Source organism: Streptomyces sp. NPDC001744, from assembly GCF_042892575.1.
Taxonomy (GTDB): Bacteria; Actinomycetota; Actinomycetes; order Streptomycetales; family Streptomycetaceae; genus Streptomyces.
Genome location: NZ_JBIAUG010000021.1, coordinates 22,670 through 39,941, shown reverse-complemented (window position 1 = coordinate 39,941; position 17,272 = coordinate 22,670). Strand labels below are relative to the sequence as shown.

The 17,272-nt window shown below is 75.0% G+C and carries 11 protein-coding genes and 1 pseudogene; 6 read left to right on the top strand and 6 right to left on the bottom strand.

Annotation, left to right across the window (positions count from 1 at the left end):
- Nucleotides 1–144: 144 nt before the first annotated feature.
- The 3 genes from ACFYZY_RS23485 to ACFYZY_RS23475 form a co-directional block, all read right to left on the bottom strand.
- Nucleotides 145–1,173 (bottom strand): serine hydrolase domain-containing protein, encoded by a 1,029-nt coding sequence (locus tag ACFYZY_RS23485; protein WP_388697379.1) that lies wholly within the window; start codon nt 1,171–1,173, stop codon nt 145–147.
- A 5-nt stretch (nt 1,174–1,178) separates the two neighbouring features.
- Entirely contained in the window at nt 1,179–1,409 is a 231-nt protein-coding gene (locus ACFYZY_RS23480) for a hypothetical protein (protein ID WP_388697377.1), read from the bottom strand.
- 203 nt (nt 1,410–1,612) lie between these two features.
- On the bottom strand, nt 1,613–2,266 hold the full coding sequence (locus ACFYZY_RS23475; protein WP_388697375.1) for a hypothetical protein: 654 nt from the start codon (nt 2,264–2,266) through the stop codon (nt 1,613–1,615).
- Nucleotides 2,267–2,702: 436 nt separating this feature from the next.
- Between ACFYZY_RS23475 and ACFYZY_RS23470 the strand changes: the two genes are divergently transcribed.
- Together ACFYZY_RS23470 and ACFYZY_RS23465 are read left to right on the top strand one after the other, a co-directional pair.
- The gene (locus ACFYZY_RS23470) at nt 2,703–3,542 is read left to right on the top strand and encodes an SDR family oxidoreductase (protein ID WP_388697372.1); all 840 of its coding nucleotides are present in this window, start codon (nt 2,703–2,705) and stop codon (nt 3,540–3,542) included.
- The gene (locus ACFYZY_RS23465) at nt 3,539–4,624 is read left to right on the top strand and encodes a type I phosphomannose isomerase catalytic subunit (protein ID WP_388697370.1); all 1,086 of its coding nucleotides are present in this window, start codon (nt 3,539–3,541) and stop codon (nt 4,622–4,624) included. Before ACFYZY_RS23470 ends, ACFYZY_RS23465 begins: the two co-directional genes overlap by 4 nt.
- Before the next feature lie 71 nt (nt 4,625–4,695).
- Here ACFYZY_RS23465 and ACFYZY_RS23460 read toward each other — a convergent pair whose 3' ends face one another.
- Nucleotides 4,696–4,950, bottom strand: coding sequence for a hypothetical protein (locus ACFYZY_RS23460; RefSeq protein ID WP_388697368.1), 255 nt, complete (start codon nt 4,948–4,950; stop codon nt 4,696–4,698).
- Between the two features lie 360 nt (nt 4,951–5,310).
- Here ACFYZY_RS23460 and ACFYZY_RS23455 point away from each other — a divergent pair, with 360 nt between their 5' ends.
- Entirely contained in the window at nt 5,311–7,257 is a 1,947-nt protein-coding gene (locus ACFYZY_RS23455; RefSeq protein WP_388697365.1) for an NAD-binding protein, read from the top strand.
- 40 nt (nt 7,258–7,297) lie between these two features.
- Here the strand turns inward: ACFYZY_RS23455 and ACFYZY_RS23450 are convergent, their stop codons facing one another.
- Entirely contained in the window at nt 7,298–8,359 is a 1,062-nt protein-coding gene (locus ACFYZY_RS23450) for a PucR family transcriptional regulator (protein ID WP_388697363.1), read from the bottom strand.
- A 262-nt stretch (nt 8,360–8,621) separates the two neighbouring features.
- Here ACFYZY_RS23450 and ACFYZY_RS23445 point away from each other — a divergent pair, with 262 nt between their 5' ends.
- The 3 genes and pseudogenes from ACFYZY_RS23445 to ACFYZY_RS23435 all read left to right on the top strand — a co-directional run bounded on the left by ACFYZY_RS23445 (nt 8,622) and on the right by ACFYZY_RS23435 (nt 16,649).
- Nucleotides 8,622–10,664, top strand: a complete 2,043-nt coding sequence (locus ACFYZY_RS23445) for a flotillin family protein (RefSeq protein WP_388697360.1) — start codon at nt 8,622–8,624, stop codon at nt 10,662–10,664.
- Between the two features lie 97 nt (nt 10,665–10,761).
- Nucleotides 10,762–15,566: pseudogene (locus ACFYZY_RS23440) on the top strand (DNA repair ATPase).
- A 168-nt stretch (nt 15,567–15,734) separates the two neighbouring features.
- Nucleotides 15,735–16,649 carry a pirin family protein gene (locus ACFYZY_RS23435; protein WP_388697358.1) on the top strand — a complete coding sequence of 305 codons (915 nt, stop codon included), beginning with the start codon at nt 15,735–15,737 and terminating at the stop codon, nt 16,647–16,649.
- Nucleotides 16,650–16,683: 34 nt separating this feature from the next.
- Here ACFYZY_RS23435 and ACFYZY_RS23430 read toward each other — a convergent pair whose 3' ends face one another.
- Nucleotides 16,684–17,259, bottom strand: a complete 576-nt coding sequence (locus ACFYZY_RS23430; protein WP_388697355.1) for a hypothetical protein — start codon at nt 17,257–17,259, stop codon at nt 16,684–16,686.
- Between the last annotated feature and the right edge of the window lie 13 nt (nt 17,260–17,272).

Below are 17,272 nucleotides of genomic sequence, written 5' to 3'. Positions count from 1 at the left end.
ATCGGACATGCCGGTTCTCGGGCCGTGCCGGGCGAGGGCCCGCCTCCGCGCGGTGACCCATCCCCGCGAGGACCCGCCTCCCCTGCCACGTTTCCCGCGACCGGGTTCCCGTCGGCCGCGGGGCACGGGAGCACCGGCTTCCGGTCAGGCGCCGGCGGCGGCCGGGACGGGGTCCGGGCCGGGCCCGAGGGCGATGATCCGGGCGAGCAGGTCGAGGCCGGGACGGTCCACGGGCCGGGCGTCGGCGCTGAGGACGGCGACCGCGGCCCGGTGTTCGGGAGCCACGGCCAGCAGGCCGCGGTAACCGCCGGTGCCGCCGGTGTGGAACAGGATCCGGTGCCGGTCGCGGGGGAGGGCGGCCGAGATCCAGCCGGGGTGGACGGCGGTTCCGGCGTTGACGCGGTGGGCGGTGGCGTGGGTGAGGGCGACGGCCTCGGCGAACTCCCCGGGCGCGGGGTCGAACTGGGTCCGGGCCAGCGCGAGCAGGTCGGGCACGGTGGAGCGCAGACCGCCGGCGCCGGCGAGGGCGGCCAGGTGCCAGGGCGGCCGGGGACGGCCGGTGCGGGAGTGGCCGGCGGCCAGCCGTGCGGCGCGTCCGGGATCGAGGACCACGCGGGTGTCGGTCATGCCGAGGGGACGGCAGACCTCGGTGCGGACGAGCGTGTCGTAGTCGGTGCCGGTGCGGCGCGCCAGGACGTACCCGAGCAGGCCGGCGCCGAGGTTGGAGTAGCGGAAGCGGGTGCCGGGCACCGACCGCAGGCGGGTCCGCCGCAATCCGTCCATCAGGAGCTCGCCCGTGCAGCCGGTGTAGGGGTCCGGCCGGAACGCGCCTCGCGGCAGGACGCCTTTGGGCAGCCGGGGGAGGCCGGAGGTGTGGCAGGCCAGATGGACCAGCCTGATGACCTCGCCGCCGCGTTCGGGGGCCGTGATGTCGCGGGGCAGCAGGTCGCGGAGCGGCTGGTCCAGCCCCACGACACCCCGCACGGCGAGCCGGGCCAGGACCAGGGCGGTGAACGTCTTGGTGACGGAACCGATCTCGAAGAGCGTGCCGGGAGCCGCGCCGTGCAGCCCGGACCACCCGCCCCGGACGGCACCCACCACCACGGCACCACGCCGTCGGGCGCCGATCCGCTCCGCCGTTCGCCGTACCGCGTCGTCGAGGGGTGAGGCCATGATCATCACGCCTCCGTCCGGCCGAACAGGCGCCGGCCGCCGTACTTCTTGTGCACGGCCTGCTTCGAGACCCCCAGCGCCTGGGCGATCTGCGCCCACGTCGTCCCCGCCGCCCGCGCCCGGTGCACCAGGATCTCCTCCTGCCCTTCCAGGCGGCGGCGCAGCTCGGCCGCCTCGCGCAACGCGTCGACGGGATCGGCGTTCTCGGTGATCGACGAGATATCAATTCCGGTCATGCGTCAACCATGGTTGACTTCATCCCCGATCGTCAACCCCAGTTGACTTCCTCGGAGCCCGCTTCCGTGGCGGACCCGTTCCGGACGGCGCGTACGGCGCCGCGGCGCGGGACCCTGCGCTCACCCGCGCCGACCCGCCGGCCGGCGCGGACGGGTCGGCGCACACCGTGTTCCGCGCGTCCACGGGGGCGCGGCGGCCCGGTTCAGCCGCCGAGGAGGCGGCCGAACACCGTGCTCGCCGCCTGGCGCGTCAGCTCGGTGAGGAGGACGTTCTCCCCGCCGGAGGCCGGGGCGGCGGGCGCGGCGTGCAGTTCCTTGCCCGGCTCGGCCGGCCGGGCCCGCCACACCGGGGCGCCCCCGGGCTCCGCGAACACGCCGCCGAACCTCAGGTCGCCGCAGAACCAGAGCAGACCGAGCCCGTCGGTCCGGTCCAGCCAGACCGGCACCGGGACCTCCGACCACAGTTCGCGGGCGACGGTCCCGTCCGGACCCAGCATCAGGATCCGGCGCAGGTGCGGCTTGTCGGGCAGCTCCTCCATGCGGCAGGGCCACGCCTGCCAGGGCCCGCGGTTCACCCAGCGCGTCACCGACGAGATCACGTACAGCTCCCTCGCGCACCCCGCCACCAGCCCCACCGGGAGCGCGAGCAGGAGGGGCAGCGCGGCCGGAATCCAGTCGGGCCGTCCCTCCGACGCCGCCCAGGCGCCCGCGCCGCCGCACATCACGGCCAGGACGAGGAGGGTGGTCCTGAACCGCCGCCGCCCCCGCCGCTTCCGGTCGGCGAGGTGATCGGACGTCGTCCCGACGTCGATCGCCGCCGACGGCGACACCGCGTATCCGAACCTCTGTGCCTGCACCCGGCCCTCCCGTGGACGTCTCCGGCGGCGCCGTTCCCCTCGTGCGCGCGGACGGCTCCGGCGCCGCACCGGGTGCGACGCGGCCGACGCGTACCGCCGCCACGGCCATCCTGGCCGCCCCGGGTCCCGCGGCGAAGGCCGTGGCCCGTCCCGGACATGTCCCGGACGCGCGGCTCCTTCGCGGGCGGAGGGGAGGGAGGGGGCGGAAGGGCGGGGGCGCCGCTTCCGGAGGGCCGGTCGCTCCGGCGAACAAGCGGCCGCTCCGGCGAAGAACCGGTCGCGTCGGCGAACAACCGGCCGCTCCGGCGAAGAGCCGGCCGCTTCGGTGAACAACCGACTGCTCCGATGAAATGTCGCAAAAGTACCTTTCGCATATGCTCGGCGGAGCTCGGTGAACCCGTACGCGGTTCGTCCCGTCCCCCCAGGAGATGCCGTCGTGTCCTACCCTCCCCAGCAGCAGACGCCCCCGGGTTCCACCGCCGCGATGAACCCCCGGCCCGACCACGGCGAGGAGAGCTACCGGGGCTCGGGACGGCTCACCGGCAAGGCGGCGGTGATCACCGGTGGAGACAGCGGCATCGGCCGCGCCGTGGCCATCGCCTACGCCCGCGAGGGAGCCGACGTCCTGGTCTCCTACCTCGACGAGCACGACGACGCCGCCGAGACGCGGCGCCGGGTGGAGGAGGCGGGCCGCCGGTGCGTGCTGGTCCCCGGCGACCTGACCGACCCGGCGCACTGCCGGTCGGTCGTGGCCAAGGCGGTGGAGGAGTTCGGCCGGGTGGACGTCCTGGTCAGCAACGCCGCGTTCCAGATGACCCGGGACGCGGTCGAGGACGTCCCCGACGAGGAGTGGGACCACACCCTCGCCACCAACCTCAGCGCCTTCTTCCACCTGACCAAGGCCGCCGTGCCCCACATGGGCGAAGGGGCGTCGATCATCGCGACCACCTCGGTGAACTCCGACACGCCCCCGCCGCAGCTCCTCGCGTACAACGTCACCAAGGCGGGCATCGCGAACATGGTCGGCTCCCTCGCGCAGCTCCTCGGCCCGAAGGGCATCCGGGTCAACAGCGTGGCCCCGGGCCCGATCTGGACGCCGCTCATCCCCTCCACCATGCCCTCCGACCAGGTGGAGGGCTTCGGCTCCCAGGTGCCGCTCGGCCGCCCCGGCCAGCCCGCCGAACTCGCCGGCGTCTACGTCCTGCTCGCCTCCGACGAGGGGAGCTACATCTCCGGGGCCCGGGTCGCGGTCACCGGCGGACAGCCGATCCTGTGAGCCCGGACGCCGTCGGCCCGTACCCGCTCCGTCTGACCGTCACGGTGAAGCCGCTGGTGTTCGGCGGGCACGCCCTCGCCCGCCGCCTCGGCAAGACCGGCATCCCGGACTGGAGCGTCGCCGAGGCCTGGGAGTGCAGCGACGTCGACGGCCACGTCGGCGTCGTGACCGAGGGACCGCTCGCCGGCCGGAGCCTGCGCCAGGTGGTCGCCGACCATCCGGAGATGCTGATGGGCCCCGGATGGACCGGCGACCGCTTCCCGATCCTGACCAAGTTCATCGACGCCACCGGCACCCTGCCGGTCCACCTGCACGCCGACGACGAGACCGCGCGGCGCCTGGAGGGACAGCCCAACGGCAAGACCGAGGCGTGGCACGTCCTCGACGCCGTCCCCGGGGCGACCGTCCTGTGCGGCGTCCGGGAGGGGGTCGGAAGCGACCGGCTGCGCGCCGCGCTGGAGACGCAGGACTTCGACGCCGTCCTGCGGCGCCTGCCGGTGCGCGCGGGGGAGACCCTCTACGTGCCCGGCGGCACCCCGCACACCTTCGGCCCGGGCACGCTCGTCTACGAGATCGAGCAGACCTCCGACATCCAGCAGCACGCGATGCGCTGGCGGATGGAGGACGGATCGCCCGTGGACGACGCCGAGTTCGCCGCCAACCTCGACATGCTGATGGAGGAGGTGGACCCGGACAGCAGGCCGGAGTTCACCCCCGGACTGAGGATCGCGGCCGGGGACGGCGCGGAGCGGCTCTTCCTGTGCGCGGGCCCGTACTTCGCCCTCGAACGCTGGCGGACCGGTACGCAGGAGCCCCTGCGCCGCTCCTTCGCCACCGCGCAGGTCCTGTCCAACGCCGGAGCGCCCGTACGCGTGCGCACGGGCGACTGGGCCGGGGAACTGGGCCGGGCGGAGACGCTCCTGCTGCCCGCCGCCTGCGGCGAGGTCGAGATCGCCGGTCCGGCCGACGTCCTCTTCGGCTACCTGCCCGACCTCGAACGGGACGTGTACGCCCCCCTGCGCGCCGCCGGATTCCCGCCCCACCTCGTCGCCACCCTCGGCGGGACCGCGTCCGGCGCCTGAGCCGGACGGGCCGGTGCCGCGGCGCCGCCGGGTGAGCGGGCGCGGGCGTCACCGGGCCGTGCCGCGCCCGGTCAGAAGAGGACCGGCTGGGCGTCGGGCACGGACGCCTCCTCGGGACCGGTCTCGTCGAGGGGGAACTCCATCTGTCCCACGGGCAGGTCCACGATCGCGAGGGAACCCCGGCAGGACACGAGGGCGCCGGGGTTCCTGGCGCGCATGCCGGGGGCGTCGTGGCGGGCGACACGGCCCTTGCCCAGGCGTCCGGCGACCGGGCCGGCCGCGATGGGCCGGCCACAGGTCCCACAGGGAATGCGTGGCAGCTTCATGCCACCAGTGTGACGGGTGCCTCTGACACCGGCCCCGGCGCGCGCGACGCCGCGCTCCGCGAGATCACCCCCAAGGACGCCGACGCCCACCGGCCCCGGCGCGCGCGACGCCGCGGGCGCCGGCGGCCCGGTTCGCGGCCCGGCCCGCGATTCGGTTCACGGCCGGCCCGCGAACGGTCGCCGCCACCGCCCGCCGCGGGGACGGTGGCGGCAACCGTGGAGGGGGAAGACTTCCAGGAACCGGCAGTGAACCGGCGTCCCGCCGCGTGACACCATGCCCCGGCCCGGGACGGCACCGCCCGCGCGGGCGGCGCCCAGGACCGTCACGGCCCCGGGACCCTGCATCCGAGGGGGGAAACCATGTCCACGACGCCTCACCGGCCGGACGGGAGGCCGGGGACCGGCCGGCACATGGTCGTGTGCGGGGACGACGCCCTCGCGCACCGGATCGCCGCCGAACTCGCCGACGTGTACCGGCAGTCCGTCACCCTGGTCGTACCGCCGCCCGGCTCCGGGGGAACCGCGCACCCGCCCGCGGGCCCCTCCCGCGCCTCGGCGCTCCTCGGCCGCGTGGGCGCGGCGGTCGGCCGTCCCGGAGCGCCGCCCGGGGACGCCCCCGGCCCGGACCCCTTTCCGGGCGTGCGGGAGACGACCGCTGCCGCACCCGGCGAGCAGGCCCTCTCGGAGGCCGGCGTGGGACGGGCCGAGGCCCTCGCCCTCCTCTACGAGGACGACGAGACCAACATGCGGGCCGCGTTCCTCGCGCGGCGCCTCAACCCGCGCATCCGCCTGGTCCTGAGGATGTACAACCGCAACCTCGGCCGGCGCATGGCCGAGCTGCTCGACCAGGTCACCGACCTCACGGTCCCCGAGAGCGTGCGCGGCAGGCACGACACCTCGACCGTCGTCCTGTCGGACGCGGACACCGCCGCCCCGGCGCTCGCCGCCACCGCCGTCGTCGGAACCCGCAAGATCGTGCAGACCGACGGGCTGCTGCTGCGCGCCGCCGAACGGCTGCCCGCCCGCCCCGGACGCCGGGCCGCCCCCGCCCTCGCGACCCTGGCCCTGCTGTCGTCCACGGCCAGCGACCCCGCCGGCGCCGAGGGCTCCGACCGCAGCGGCCCGCACGCGCCCCGGCTCCTCCCCGACGACGCCGCGGTACGGGCCGCCGCCGACCGGGGCGCCGTTGTCCTGGAGGCCGTCGGCCGCGAACCGGCCGCGCCCCCCGGGCGGACGAGCCGGGGGGCCTCCTTCAAGGAACTGCTCTCGCCCCGGCTGCGCCGGGCCCTCGTGGGCGCCGCCGCGGCCGTCACCGTCCTCGCCGTCGTCTCGTCGGCCGTCACGGACGGCCCCCCGGCGCACGCCGTCTACATCACCCTGCTCGACCTGTTCGCGATCGCCGAACCCGCCGTCGACGCGTCCGTCCCCCGCCAGCTCCTCCAGCTCCTCACGGGGCTCGTCGGCCTCGCCCTGCTGCCCCTCCTGGTCGCGGGCGCCCTGGAGGCGTTCGGCGCCTACCGCAGCGCCTCCGCCCTGCGCCGCCCGCCGCGCGGACTCGCCGGCCACGTCGTCCTGCTGGGACTCGGCAAGATCGGTACCCGCGTCCTGGCCCAGCTCCGCGAACTCGACGTCCCCGTGGTGTGCGTGGAGGACGACCCCGACGCCCGGGGCGTCGCGCTCGCCCACCGGCTGCGGGTCCCCGTCGTCCTCGGCGACGTCACCCAGGAAGGCGTGCTGGAAGCCGCCAAGGTCCACCGCGCGCACGCCCTCCTCGCCCTCACCAGCGCCGACACCACCAACCTGGAGGCCGCGCTGTACGCGCGCACGCTCGCGCCGGACCTGCTCGTCGCCCTCCGCCTGTACGACGACGACTTCGCCACCGCCGTCTACCGCACCCTGCGCGCCGCCCACCCCGGCGCGCTCACCCGCAGCCGCAGCGTCTCCACCCTCGCCGCGCCCGCCTTCGCCGCCGCCATGATGGGCCGCCGGATCCTCGGCGCCGTCCCCGTCGAACGCCGCGTGCTGCTCTTCGCCGCGCTCGACGTCGCCGGGCAGCCGCACCTGGAGGGGCGCACGGTCGAGGAGGCGTTCCGCCCCGGGGCCTGGCGTGTCCTGGCCCTCGACACCACCGCCCCCGGGGCCCGCCGCCCCGGCCCCGCCGATCACGGCCGGAACGATTCGCCGGGCCTGCTGTGGGACCTCCACTCCGACTACGTCCTGCACCCCGGGGACCGCGTCGTGGTCGCCGCGACCCGCGCCGGCCTCGCCGAACTCCTCGAGGCCCCCGGCCCGTCCACCGGCCCCTGAACCGCCGCCGCGCCGACCCGGCGGCCCGTCCCCCGCCCCGTCACGGCTCCTGGTCCGGCCAGCCCAGGAAACGGGCGCCGATGACGGCGGTCTGCAGGGTGTAGCGCTGCGCGGGGTCACCGGGGTCGGTGCCGGTGAGGCGGTGGACGCGGTCGAGCCGGTAGGTCACCGCCCGGACGCTCAGGGAGAGCCGCCGGGCCGTCTCGGCGGCGACGCAGCCGGTGTCGAAGTACGCGACGAGCGTGTCGATCAGCGGCCGGGCGCCGCCCCGCGCCCTCCGGAGCGGGCCCAGGACGCTCGTCACCAGATCGGCCATGGCCTGGCGGTCACGGGTGAGCACCGGGTAGACGAGGAGGTCGGCGGCGCGCAGGACCGGGTCGTCCATCTCCAGGCGGGCGGCCAGGTCGAGGGCGTTCAGGGCCTCCTCGTACGAGTGGACGACGCCGCCGGGACCGGAGTGGGGACGCCCGATGGCCACCTGGCCGCCGTCGGTCGCCGCGTACGCCTGCTTCGCGAAGAAGACCGGCACCTCCGGTTCGTCGGCCGGGGCGACGCAGACCAGCCGCCCCTCCTTCGTGGTGAGCAGGATGCGCCGCTGGCCGAACCGGGCCACCAGGGACGACTCGACGTGCCGGAGGACGGGGGAGCCGTCCTCGTACGGCTCCCCGCCCTGGGCCACGGCCACCGCGTGCGCGTGGGCGAGCAGCAGACCGAAGCGTTCCGCGCGCTCGGCGAGACGCCCGAGGTCGCTCCGTCCGTACAGCAGGTCGTCGACGAACTCGCGCCGGGCCGCCGCCTCCTGGCGGACCGCCAGGAGACCGGCCCGTTCGTGCCCCTCCGCGAAGGCGTCGACGGCCTGTTCGACGACGGCCAGGACGTGGTCCGCGGCGGCCCGGGGCAGCTCCGTCCGCAGCTTCCCGGCGGCCGACAGGTGCGCGCGGATCAGGGCGCGCAGCCCGAACCCGGCCTCGGCGGCCCGCTCCCCCCGGTCCCGCAGCGCCTCCAGTTCGTCACGGGTCAGCCGCCTGCCCGTCGCCGAGGCGTCCGCCAGCACCTCCGCGTACCCCGCCAGGTACGCCCCGGCCGTCTCCCGCTCCGTCATCGCTCTCCCCGCCCCCGCCGTCCGGTCCCCCGACGCGCCGGTCCGGTGCGGGACCGCCCGCCGCCCGGGGCGGCCATCGGCATCAAGGATGCGTAAAGATTGCCGGACGACGGCAATGTGAACAAGTCGGCGTCCGTGCCATGGTGACGCCACGGAGGGCACGGCCCCGCCGGCCGCCCGGCGCCGCACCCGCACCGGTACGTGCCGCCCGGCCCGCGCCCCACCACCGCTCTCCCCCCTTCCTCAGACACAGGGGTCTCCCATGGATGCCATCACCGTGGGCATCGGCGTGCTCGTCGCCGCTGTCCTGCTCGTCGCCCTCGTCCTCCTCCTCGTGATCAGCCGGCTGTTCCGCAAGGTGGAACAGGGCAAGGCGCTGATCGTCTCGAAGATGCGGAAGGTCGACGTCACCTTCACCGGACAGGTGGTCCTGCCCGTGCTGCACAAGGCCGAGGTCATGGACATCTCGGTGAAGACGATCGAGATCTCCCGGACCGGACGGGACGGCCTGATCTGCCGGGACAACATCCGCGCCGACATCCGGATCTCGTTCTTCGTACGGGTCAACAAGACGGTCGAGGACGTCATCAAGGTCGCCCAGGCCATCGGCACCGCCCGCGCCAGCGACAAGGAGACCCTGCAGGAGCTGTTCAACGCCAAGTTCTCCGAGGCGCTCAAGACCGTCGGCAAGCAGCTCGACTTCACCGACCTCTACACCAAGCGCGAGGAACTGCGCTTCCGGATCATCGAGATCATCGGCATCGACCTCAACGGCTACAGCCTGGAGGACGCGGCGATCGACTACCTGGAGCAGACCCCGCTCAGCCAGCTCGACCCCGGCAACATCCTCGACGCCCAGGGCATCCGCAAGATCACCGAGCTGACCGCCGTCGAGAACGTGCGCACCAACGAGTTCCGCCGGCACGAGGAGAAGGAGATCACCCGGCAGGACGTCGACGCCCGCGAGGCCATCCTGGAGCTGGAGCGCCGCCGGGCCGACGCCGAGATCAAGCAGAAGCGCGAGATCGACACCGCGCGGGCCCGCGAGGAGGCCGAGACGGCCCGGGTGGTGGAGGAGGAGCGGCTGCGGGCGCAGAGCGCCTTCCTCAGGACCGAGGAACAGCTCGGCGTCCAGCGCGAGAACCAGGCCCGCGAGGTCGCCGTCGCGCAGAAGAACCGCGAGCGGGTCATCGCCGTCGAGAACGAGCGGATCGAGAAGGACCGCCTCCTGGAGGTCATCGCCCGGGACCGGGAGACCGAACTGACCCGCATCTCCGCCGAGAAGGAGGTCGAGGCGGAGCGCCGGGACATCGCGGAGGTGATCCGCGAGCGGATCGCCGTGGACCGCACGGTCGCCGAACAGGAGGAGTCGATCAAGCGGCTGCGGACGGTCGAGGAGGCCGAGCGCACCCGGCAGGCCGTCGTCATCGCCGCGGAGGCGGAGGCCCAGGAACGCCTCGTCAAGGACATCAAGGCGGCGGAGGCCGCCGAACAGGCCGCCGTGCACCGGGCCGCCGAGGAACTGACCCTGGCCGAGGCCCGCAACAAGGCCGCCGACATGGACGCCCGCGCCAAGATCCGCCTCGCCGAGGGCGTCCAGGCCGAGGCGGCGGCCGAGGGGCTCGCGGCCGTCCGGGTCCGGAACGAGGAGGCCGACGTCATCGAGAAGGCCGGCCGCGCGGAGGCGGAGGCCACGGAGGCCCGGCTGCGCGCCGAGGCCGCGGGCGTCCGCGAGAAGGCGCTCGCCGAGGCCGAGGGCGCCCGGCAGAAGGCCCTCGCCGAGGCCACCGCGATCGGCGAGAAGCTGAAGGCCGAGGCCGCCGGCCTGACCGAGAAGGCGGCGGCGATGGCCGCGCTCGACGAGGCGTCCCGCGCGCACGAGGAGTACCGCCTGCGCCTGGAGGCCGAGAAGGAGATCCGCCTCGCCGGTCTCGACGTGCAGCGCCGGGTCGCGGAGGCCCAGGTCACCGTGCTCGCCACCGGTCTGGAGAACGCCGACATCGACATCGTCGGGGGCGAGTCCGTCTTCCTCGACCGGCTCGTGCAGTCCGTCTCGTTCGGCAGGTCCGTCGACGGCTTCGTCGACCACTCGCGGACCGCGCAGGCCCTTGCCGGGCCCTGGCTGGACGGCTCGCGGCCCTTCAGCGAGGACCTGACGAACGTGCTCGGCTCGCTCTCCGGCTCCGACGTGCGGGACCTCAGCGTCTCGGCGCTGCTCACGAAGCTCATGAGGTCCGGCGCGCTCGACGGGTACCTGCCCGCGCCGTCCGGGGCCGCCGCGCCGAACGGCGCGGCCGGGAACTGACCGCCACGGGGGTGCGGTCGGAACGGGTCCGGCGCCGGCGAACGGGGGAGTGGCCGGCACCGGACCCGCAGTCACCACAGTACAAGGGAGCACAGGGATGAGCACCGGAATCGACCGGGACGCGTACGCGGTGCTGCGCGACCGCCTCACCGCACAGGCCGGCGAACTGGCCCGGCGCGCCGAGGCGCTCAACACCGCCCGTACCACCGCCTTCGGCTCCGGCGGCCTCGCCCTCACCGGCACCGGCCGGATCCGCACCGAACGCGCCGGCGTCCTCCTCGACGTCGTCGCCGTCGGGGACGGGGTCCTGCTGTTCGGCGGTCACACGGCCGCGACGGGCGACACCGAGCCGTCCGTCGCCGACGTCCTCACCCTGTACGACCGCTCCCTGAACCCCCTGCCCGCGCACGCGGTCCCCGGCCTCCTGGACGACCCCGGTTTCGTACGGGAGTTCTCCGCGCTGCACCGCTACTTCCGGGGCACGCGGCTGCTGCGGCTGCGGCGCGTGGAGGACCGGATCCTCGCCGTCTTCCGCACCGGCGAAAAGGCCGACGACCTGCGGGTCCTGCGCTGGTCCTTCGACCCGTCCGGCGGGACGCGGTTCCTCGACGCCCGGGGCGAGCGCGACCACGTCCTGCCCCCGTCCCACGACCTCGACTGGCTGGCGACGACCCGCGACGACCACGTCCCCGGCCGGCACGCCCACCTTTCGCTCGGCGGCCGGCTGTACGTCTCCACGACCGGCGGGACGCTGACCGTCAAGACGGAGAACGACCCCGAGACCGCCGAGGGCGTCCACACGGAGCCGGTCGACGAACCGCTGCAGTCGCTGGCCGACGCCGAGGTCGCCTACGCCGCCGTCGGGGCCCTGACCCTGGTCCGCGTCCGCCCGTACAAGGAGGAGACCACCCGCCACCTCGTCTTCAACGCGCTGACCGGGAGCGTCGTCCGGCTCGACGGCATCGGGCAGGCGTGCCTGCGGCTGCCCGACGACGAGGGCGTCGTCTTCCCCGGTGGCTACTGCCTGGCCTCCGGCGCGGTGAAGACCTTCGACACCGACACCTCCGGCCTCGCCCTCGACCGGGTGGTCCGCTCGCCCAACGGCGAGGACCTCCTCTTCGCCTTCCACGCCGAGGCCGAGGGACGCGGCCTCCTCCTGCCGTACAACCTGATCCGCAAGGAGACCGCCGCCCCGCTCGTCTGCCGGGGACACGCGCTGCTCGACGACGGGACGACGGTCGTCCTGCGCGGCGGCACCGGCGAACCGGGCCGGGTCCACCCCGTGCAGGTGTGGGCGACGCCGTACGTCTCCGACACGCACGCGGCGCCCGCGAACGACGGCCCGCTGGCCCGCATCGGCAACGCGGACCTCGTCCGGGGCATCTCCGACTGCCTGTCGATCGCCCGGCAGGCCACCGGCCTCGCCCCCGCCGGCGAGGTGTACGAGGCGCTCGTCGCCGCCTGCGAGCGGGCCGCCGACGCCCACCACTGGCTGGGGGACCCGGAGACCGGGGACCTGCGCACCCCGCTGACCGGGCTCCGGGACACCGCCGCCCAGGTCCTCGACGAGTTCGCCACCGTCACCGCCCTCACCCGGCAGGCCGCCGACGCCCTCGCGGAGACGCGCGAGCGGACCGCCCGGCTCGTCCGGCGCGTCCGGGGCGAAGCCCCCGCCACGGCCGGGGAGTGGATCTCCCGGATCACCGAACTCCGCCGGGCACAGGGCCGCCTGGTGACCGTGAAGGAGATGCGGTACGCCGACACGGACGCCGTCGACGCCCTCGCGGAGGAGGTCGGGTCCGCCATCGCCTCGGCGGGCCGGCGGGCCGGCGGGCCGTGGCCTTCCTCCGGGGCGAGGACGCCTTCGCCGGGGAGCACGCCGAGGCGGAACGGCTCGCCGTCGAGGCCGCGGCGGCCGCCACCGTCGCGGAGACGGGCCCGCTCGGCGACCTGATCGACGAGCGGACCGCCGGCCTGCGCGCCCTCGGCGAGACCGTCGCCGGCCTCGACACCGGCGACGCCACCGCCCGCACCGCGATCCTCGGCCGGCTCGCGGACGTCCTGGGCGCCCTGAACCGCGCCCGCGCCGTCCTCACCGCCCGCCGCGCCGAACTCCTCGACCGGGAGGGGCGGGCGGAGTTCGCCGCCGAGTGCGCCCTGCTCGACCAGGCCGTCACGGGAGCCCTCGCCGCCGCCGACACCCCCGGCCACTGCGACGACCAGCTCGGCCCGCTGCTCCTCCGGCTGGAGAACCTGGAGTCCCGCTTCGCCGAGCACGACGGCTTCCTCGCCGGCATCGCGGAGCGGCGCGCCGAGATCCACACCGCCTTCACCGCCCGCAAGCAGTCCCTCCAGGACGCCCGCGCCCGCCGCGCGGAACGCCTCGCCGGATCGGCGGGCCGCGTCCTGGAGACGATCGCCCGCCGGACCGCGACCCTGGCCGACCTGGACGAGGTGCACGCGTACTTCGCCTCCGACCCCATGGTCACCAGGGTCCGGCGCACCGCCGCCGAACTGCGCGCACTCGACGACCGGGCACGGGCCGAGGAGCTGGAGGGCCGGCTCGCCGCCGCCCGCCAGGAGGCCGGACGGGCGCTCCGCGACCGCACCGAGCTGTTCTCCGACGGCGGCGACACCCTCCGCCTCGGCCGGCACCGGTTCGCCGTCAACCGGCAGCCCTTCGAGCCGGCCCTCGTCCCGCACGGGGACACGCTCGCCCTCGCCCTCACCGGGACCGATCACCGCGTGCCCGTCACCGACCCGGACGTCGCCGCGGCCCACCCGTTCCGGGACCGGACGCTGCCCTCCGAGTCGCCCGCGGTCTACCGGGCCGAGTACCTGGCCGCACGCCTCCTCGCGGAGCACGGCGCGAGCGGCCTGGCTGGCGCCGACCTGCCCGGACTCGTGCGGAAGGCCGCCGAGGCCGCCTACGACGAGGGGTACGAGCGGGGGGTCCACGACCACGACGCGGCGGCGATCCTGGAGACGCTCCTCGGCCTGTACGAGGGGGCCGGGCCGCTGCGCCACCCGGCACGGGCGCGGGCGGCGGCCCAGATCTTCTGGGACGGCGCCGACGCGGACGCCCGCGAGCAGTGGACGCGGCAGGCGGTCTCGCTCACCCGGGCCCGCGAACTCTTCGGCGCCGAAGCCGCCGTCGAAGGACTGCGCCGGGAGCTGGCCGGGAGGACCGGGGACGCGACCGCCGCCGCGTACCTGGTCGGGGAACTGGCCTCCGAGCCCCCGGGCTTCGTCCTCTCCGCCGAGGCCCGGACCCTGCTCGACGGGTTCCGCCGCGCCGTGGACGGTCCCGCGTACGACGACGCCCTCGCGGGCCTCGCGGACCCGGGCGCGCGGCGCCGGCTGGTCGAGGCGTGGCTCACCTCCTACGCGTCGGCCGCCGGGGGGAGGCCCGACGGGGGAGTGCTCGCCGAGGCCGTCGCCGTCGAACTCTGCCCCGGGCTCGACCGGTACGGGGCCACAGCCCCCGTCACCGCGACGGTCACCGGGCTCCTGGGCACCCACCCCCGCGTCCGCGACCGCGCGCTCGACGTGCGGCTCGACGAGTTCCTCACCAGGACACGGGAGTTCGCCACCGTCGAGGTGCCCGCCTTCCGCGCCCACCGGAAGCGCGCGGCGGAGCTGGTGGCGGCCGAACGCGCGCGGCTCCGCGTGGACGAGTACCGCCCCCGGGTCATGTCCTCCTTCGTCCGCAACCGGCTCGTGGACGAGGTCTACCTGCCGCTCCTCGGCGACAACCTCGCCGGGCAGCTCGGCGCCGCCGGGGACGCCGGGCGCGGCGGCTCCCACGGCCTGCTGCTCCTCCTCTCCCCGCCCGGCTACGGCAAGACCACCCTGATCGAGTACGTCGCGGACCGCCTCGGCCTGCTCCTCGTCAAGGCCGACGGACCGGCCCTGGGGCGGCGGACGACCTCGCTCGACCCCGCCGAGGCACCCGACGCCACCGCCCGCCGGGAGCTGGAGAAGATCGACTTCGCGCTGGCCGCCGCCAACAACGTCCTGCTGTACGTGGACGACGTCCAGCACACCTCGCCGGAGTTCCTGGAGAAGTTCATCCCGCTCTGCGACGCCACCCGTACCCTGAACGGACACGACCTGCGCGGCAAGCGCTTCGCCGTCTGCATGGCCGGCAACCCGTACACCGGGTCCGGGGACGCCTTCCGCGTGCCGGACATGCTCGCCAACCGGGCCGACGTGTGGAACCTCGGCGACGTGCTCGCCGGGAAGGAGGACGCCTTCGCGTTCAGCTTCGTGGAGAACGCCCTCACCTCCCACCCGGTCCTCGCCCCGCTCGCCGGCCGCGACCGCGCCGACCTGGAACTGCTGGTGCGCCTGGCGGCCGGGGACCCGGCCGCCCGCCGGGACCGGCTCGTCCACCCGTACGCCCCGGCCGAGCTGGAGCGGATCCTCGCGGTCCTCGGGCGGCTCCTCACGGTCCGCGAGACGGTCCTCGCCGTCAACGAGGAGTACATCGCCTCCGCCGCCCGGTCCGACGCGTCCCGCACGGCGCCGCCGTTCCGGCTCCAGGGCTCGTACCGCACCATGAACAGGATCGCGGCCCGGATCTCGCCCGCCATGAACGACGCCGAACTCGCCGCCGTGATCGACGACCACTACACCGCCGAGGCCCGCACCCTCACCACCGGGGCCGAGGCGAACCTCCTCCGCCTCGCCGAGCTGCGCGGCACCCTCACCCCGGAACAGGCCGCGCGCTGGGCCGAGGTGACCGCCGCGTACACCCGGGCCCGCGCGCTCGGCGGCTCCGGGGACGACCCCCTCGCCCGCGCGGTCGCCGCCCTCGGCCTGCTGGCCGACCGCGTCACCGCCGTCGGGGCGGCGATCGACCGGGCGGCCGGGCCCACCCGCGGCGGCCACCGCGGGTGACGGACGCGTACCGGTACGAGGCGCCCGGCGCCCCCGGCGGATCCCGCGTACGGGATGCTTGCCCGGGAGCGTCACCCGGTGGCGGGCGCCGCGCGCGGTACGGGCGCGAGGGCTATCATGATTCCTGGTTGTTTAAAATAGAACTACATGCTTTCGGAAGGGCCGAGAATGAGCCAGGTGAAGGTCGAGGTGCTGTCCGCGCGGGACGTCCCGCTGGGCGGCCCCCGGGCGATGACCGTACGGCGTACGCTCCCGCAGCGCTCCCGGACCCTCATCGGGGCCTGGTGCTTCGCCGACCACTACGGCCCCGACGACGTCGCGGAGTCCGGCGGCATGGACGTGGCCCCGCACCCGCACACGGGCCTGCAGACCGTGAGCTGGCTGTTCAGCGGCGAGATCGAACACCGCGACAGCCTGGGCAGCCACGCGCTCGTGCGCCCCGGCGAACTGAACCTCATGACGAGCGGCCACGGCATCAGTCACTCGGAGGTCTCCACCGCCCGCACCACGCTCCTGCACGGCGTGCAGCTGTGGGTGGCCCTCCCGGCGGAGCACCGGAACACCGCCCGGGACTTCCAGCACCACGTCCCCGGGACCGTCCGCCTGGACGGGGCGGACCTCAGGGTCTTCCTCGGCTCGCTGGCCGGCGAGACCTCCCCGGTGCGGACCTTCACCCCCCTCCTCGGCGCCGAACTCGTCCTCGACCCGGGCGCGTCCGTCGTCCTCCCCGTGGACCCCGCCTTCGAACACGGCCTGCTCGTCGACCAGGGGGAGGTCCGCCTCGCCGAAACGCTCCTGAGCCCCGCCGAACTGGGCTACACGGCCCCCGGAACCGACGCGCTGACCCTGACCAACCTCTCGGACACCCCCGCCCGCGCGGTCCTGCTGGGCGGCCCGCCGTTCGGGGAGGAGATCGTCATGTGGTGGAACTTCGTCGCCCGATCCGGTGAGGAGATCGTACAGGCGCGGAACGACTGGGAGAACGGCTCGCGGTTCGGCGAGGTGCACGGCTACGACGGCGCCCCCCTGCCTGCCCCGGCACTGCCCACCACCCCGCTGAAGCCGCGTGGGCGAGTGCGCTGACCTGGGGAAATGCGGACCTGAGGCGGCGGTGCGATCACTGGCGGCCGTCATGCCGGGACCTCCGATCCGCTGCCTGGCCCGGGTTCGGGAGCGGGTGTCCGCCGGGTCCGGAGGAAGGGTGGCGAGTCGCGTCTTCGGATGTCTGTGACAAGGTTCGATCGGATCGATGCTGACCTTTTGCTGACTTTCCTGACGGCCCGTCAGGTGTGTTGTGCGGGAGTCGGCACCCCTTCGTTCGATGGTGGTGCGGGCGATCTGGCATGTCCGGCCCGCACCCCGGAGCAGTGTCGATGACTGACCGCCGCCATGCAGTCGGAGTCGACGCTTGTGCCTCATGGCAATGGCCGCCGACTCCCGGCCCCGGGGTGAACCGCGTGAAACCGAAGGGCTTGGGCGCGGCGGCGTCGATCGCCTCCCAGGCGTCCACACCGAGCGCGGCAGCCAGGATCGCCAACTCGTTGATCATGGAGACGTTGACGAACCGGAAGACGTTCTCGATCAGCTTGGCCATCTCGGCGGCCTTCGGCCCGGACGCCGGAACCGTGGTCTGGAAGATGCTGTCGTAGAAGTCCTTGATCACGTCGAGGGATTCGGCGTCGATCCCGGACACCAGGGACCAACCC

Bases quoted from the DNA above. Each gene is read 5' to 3' on its own strand.
- ACFYZY_RS23485 (WP_388697379.1), bottom strand. From the start codon at position 1,173: ATGGCCTCACCCCTCGACGACGCGGTACGGCGAACGGCGGAGCGGATC.
- ACFYZY_RS23480 (WP_388697377.1), bottom strand. From the start codon at position 1,409: ATGACCGGAATTGATATCTCGTCGATCACCGAGAACGCCGATCCCGTC.
- ACFYZY_RS23460 (WP_388697368.1), bottom strand. From the start codon at position 4,950: ATGAAGCTGCCACGCATTCCCTGTGGGACCTGTGGCCGGCCCATCGCG.
- ACFYZY_RS23455 (WP_388697365.1), top strand. From the start codon at position 5,311: ATGTCCACGACGCCTCACCGGCCGGACGGGAGGCCGGGGACCGGCCGG.
- ACFYZY_RS23450 (WP_388697363.1), bottom strand. From the start codon at position 8,359: ATGACGGAGCGGGAGACGGCCGGGGCGTACCTGGCGGGGTACGCGGAG.
- ACFYZY_RS23445 (WP_388697360.1), top strand. From the start codon at position 8,622: ATGGATGCCATCACCGTGGGCATCGGCGTGCTCGTCGCCGCTGTCCTG.
- ACFYZY_RS23435 (WP_388697358.1), top strand. From the start codon at position 15,735: ATGAGCCAGGTGAAGGTCGAGGTGCTGTCCGCGCGGGACGTCCCGCTG.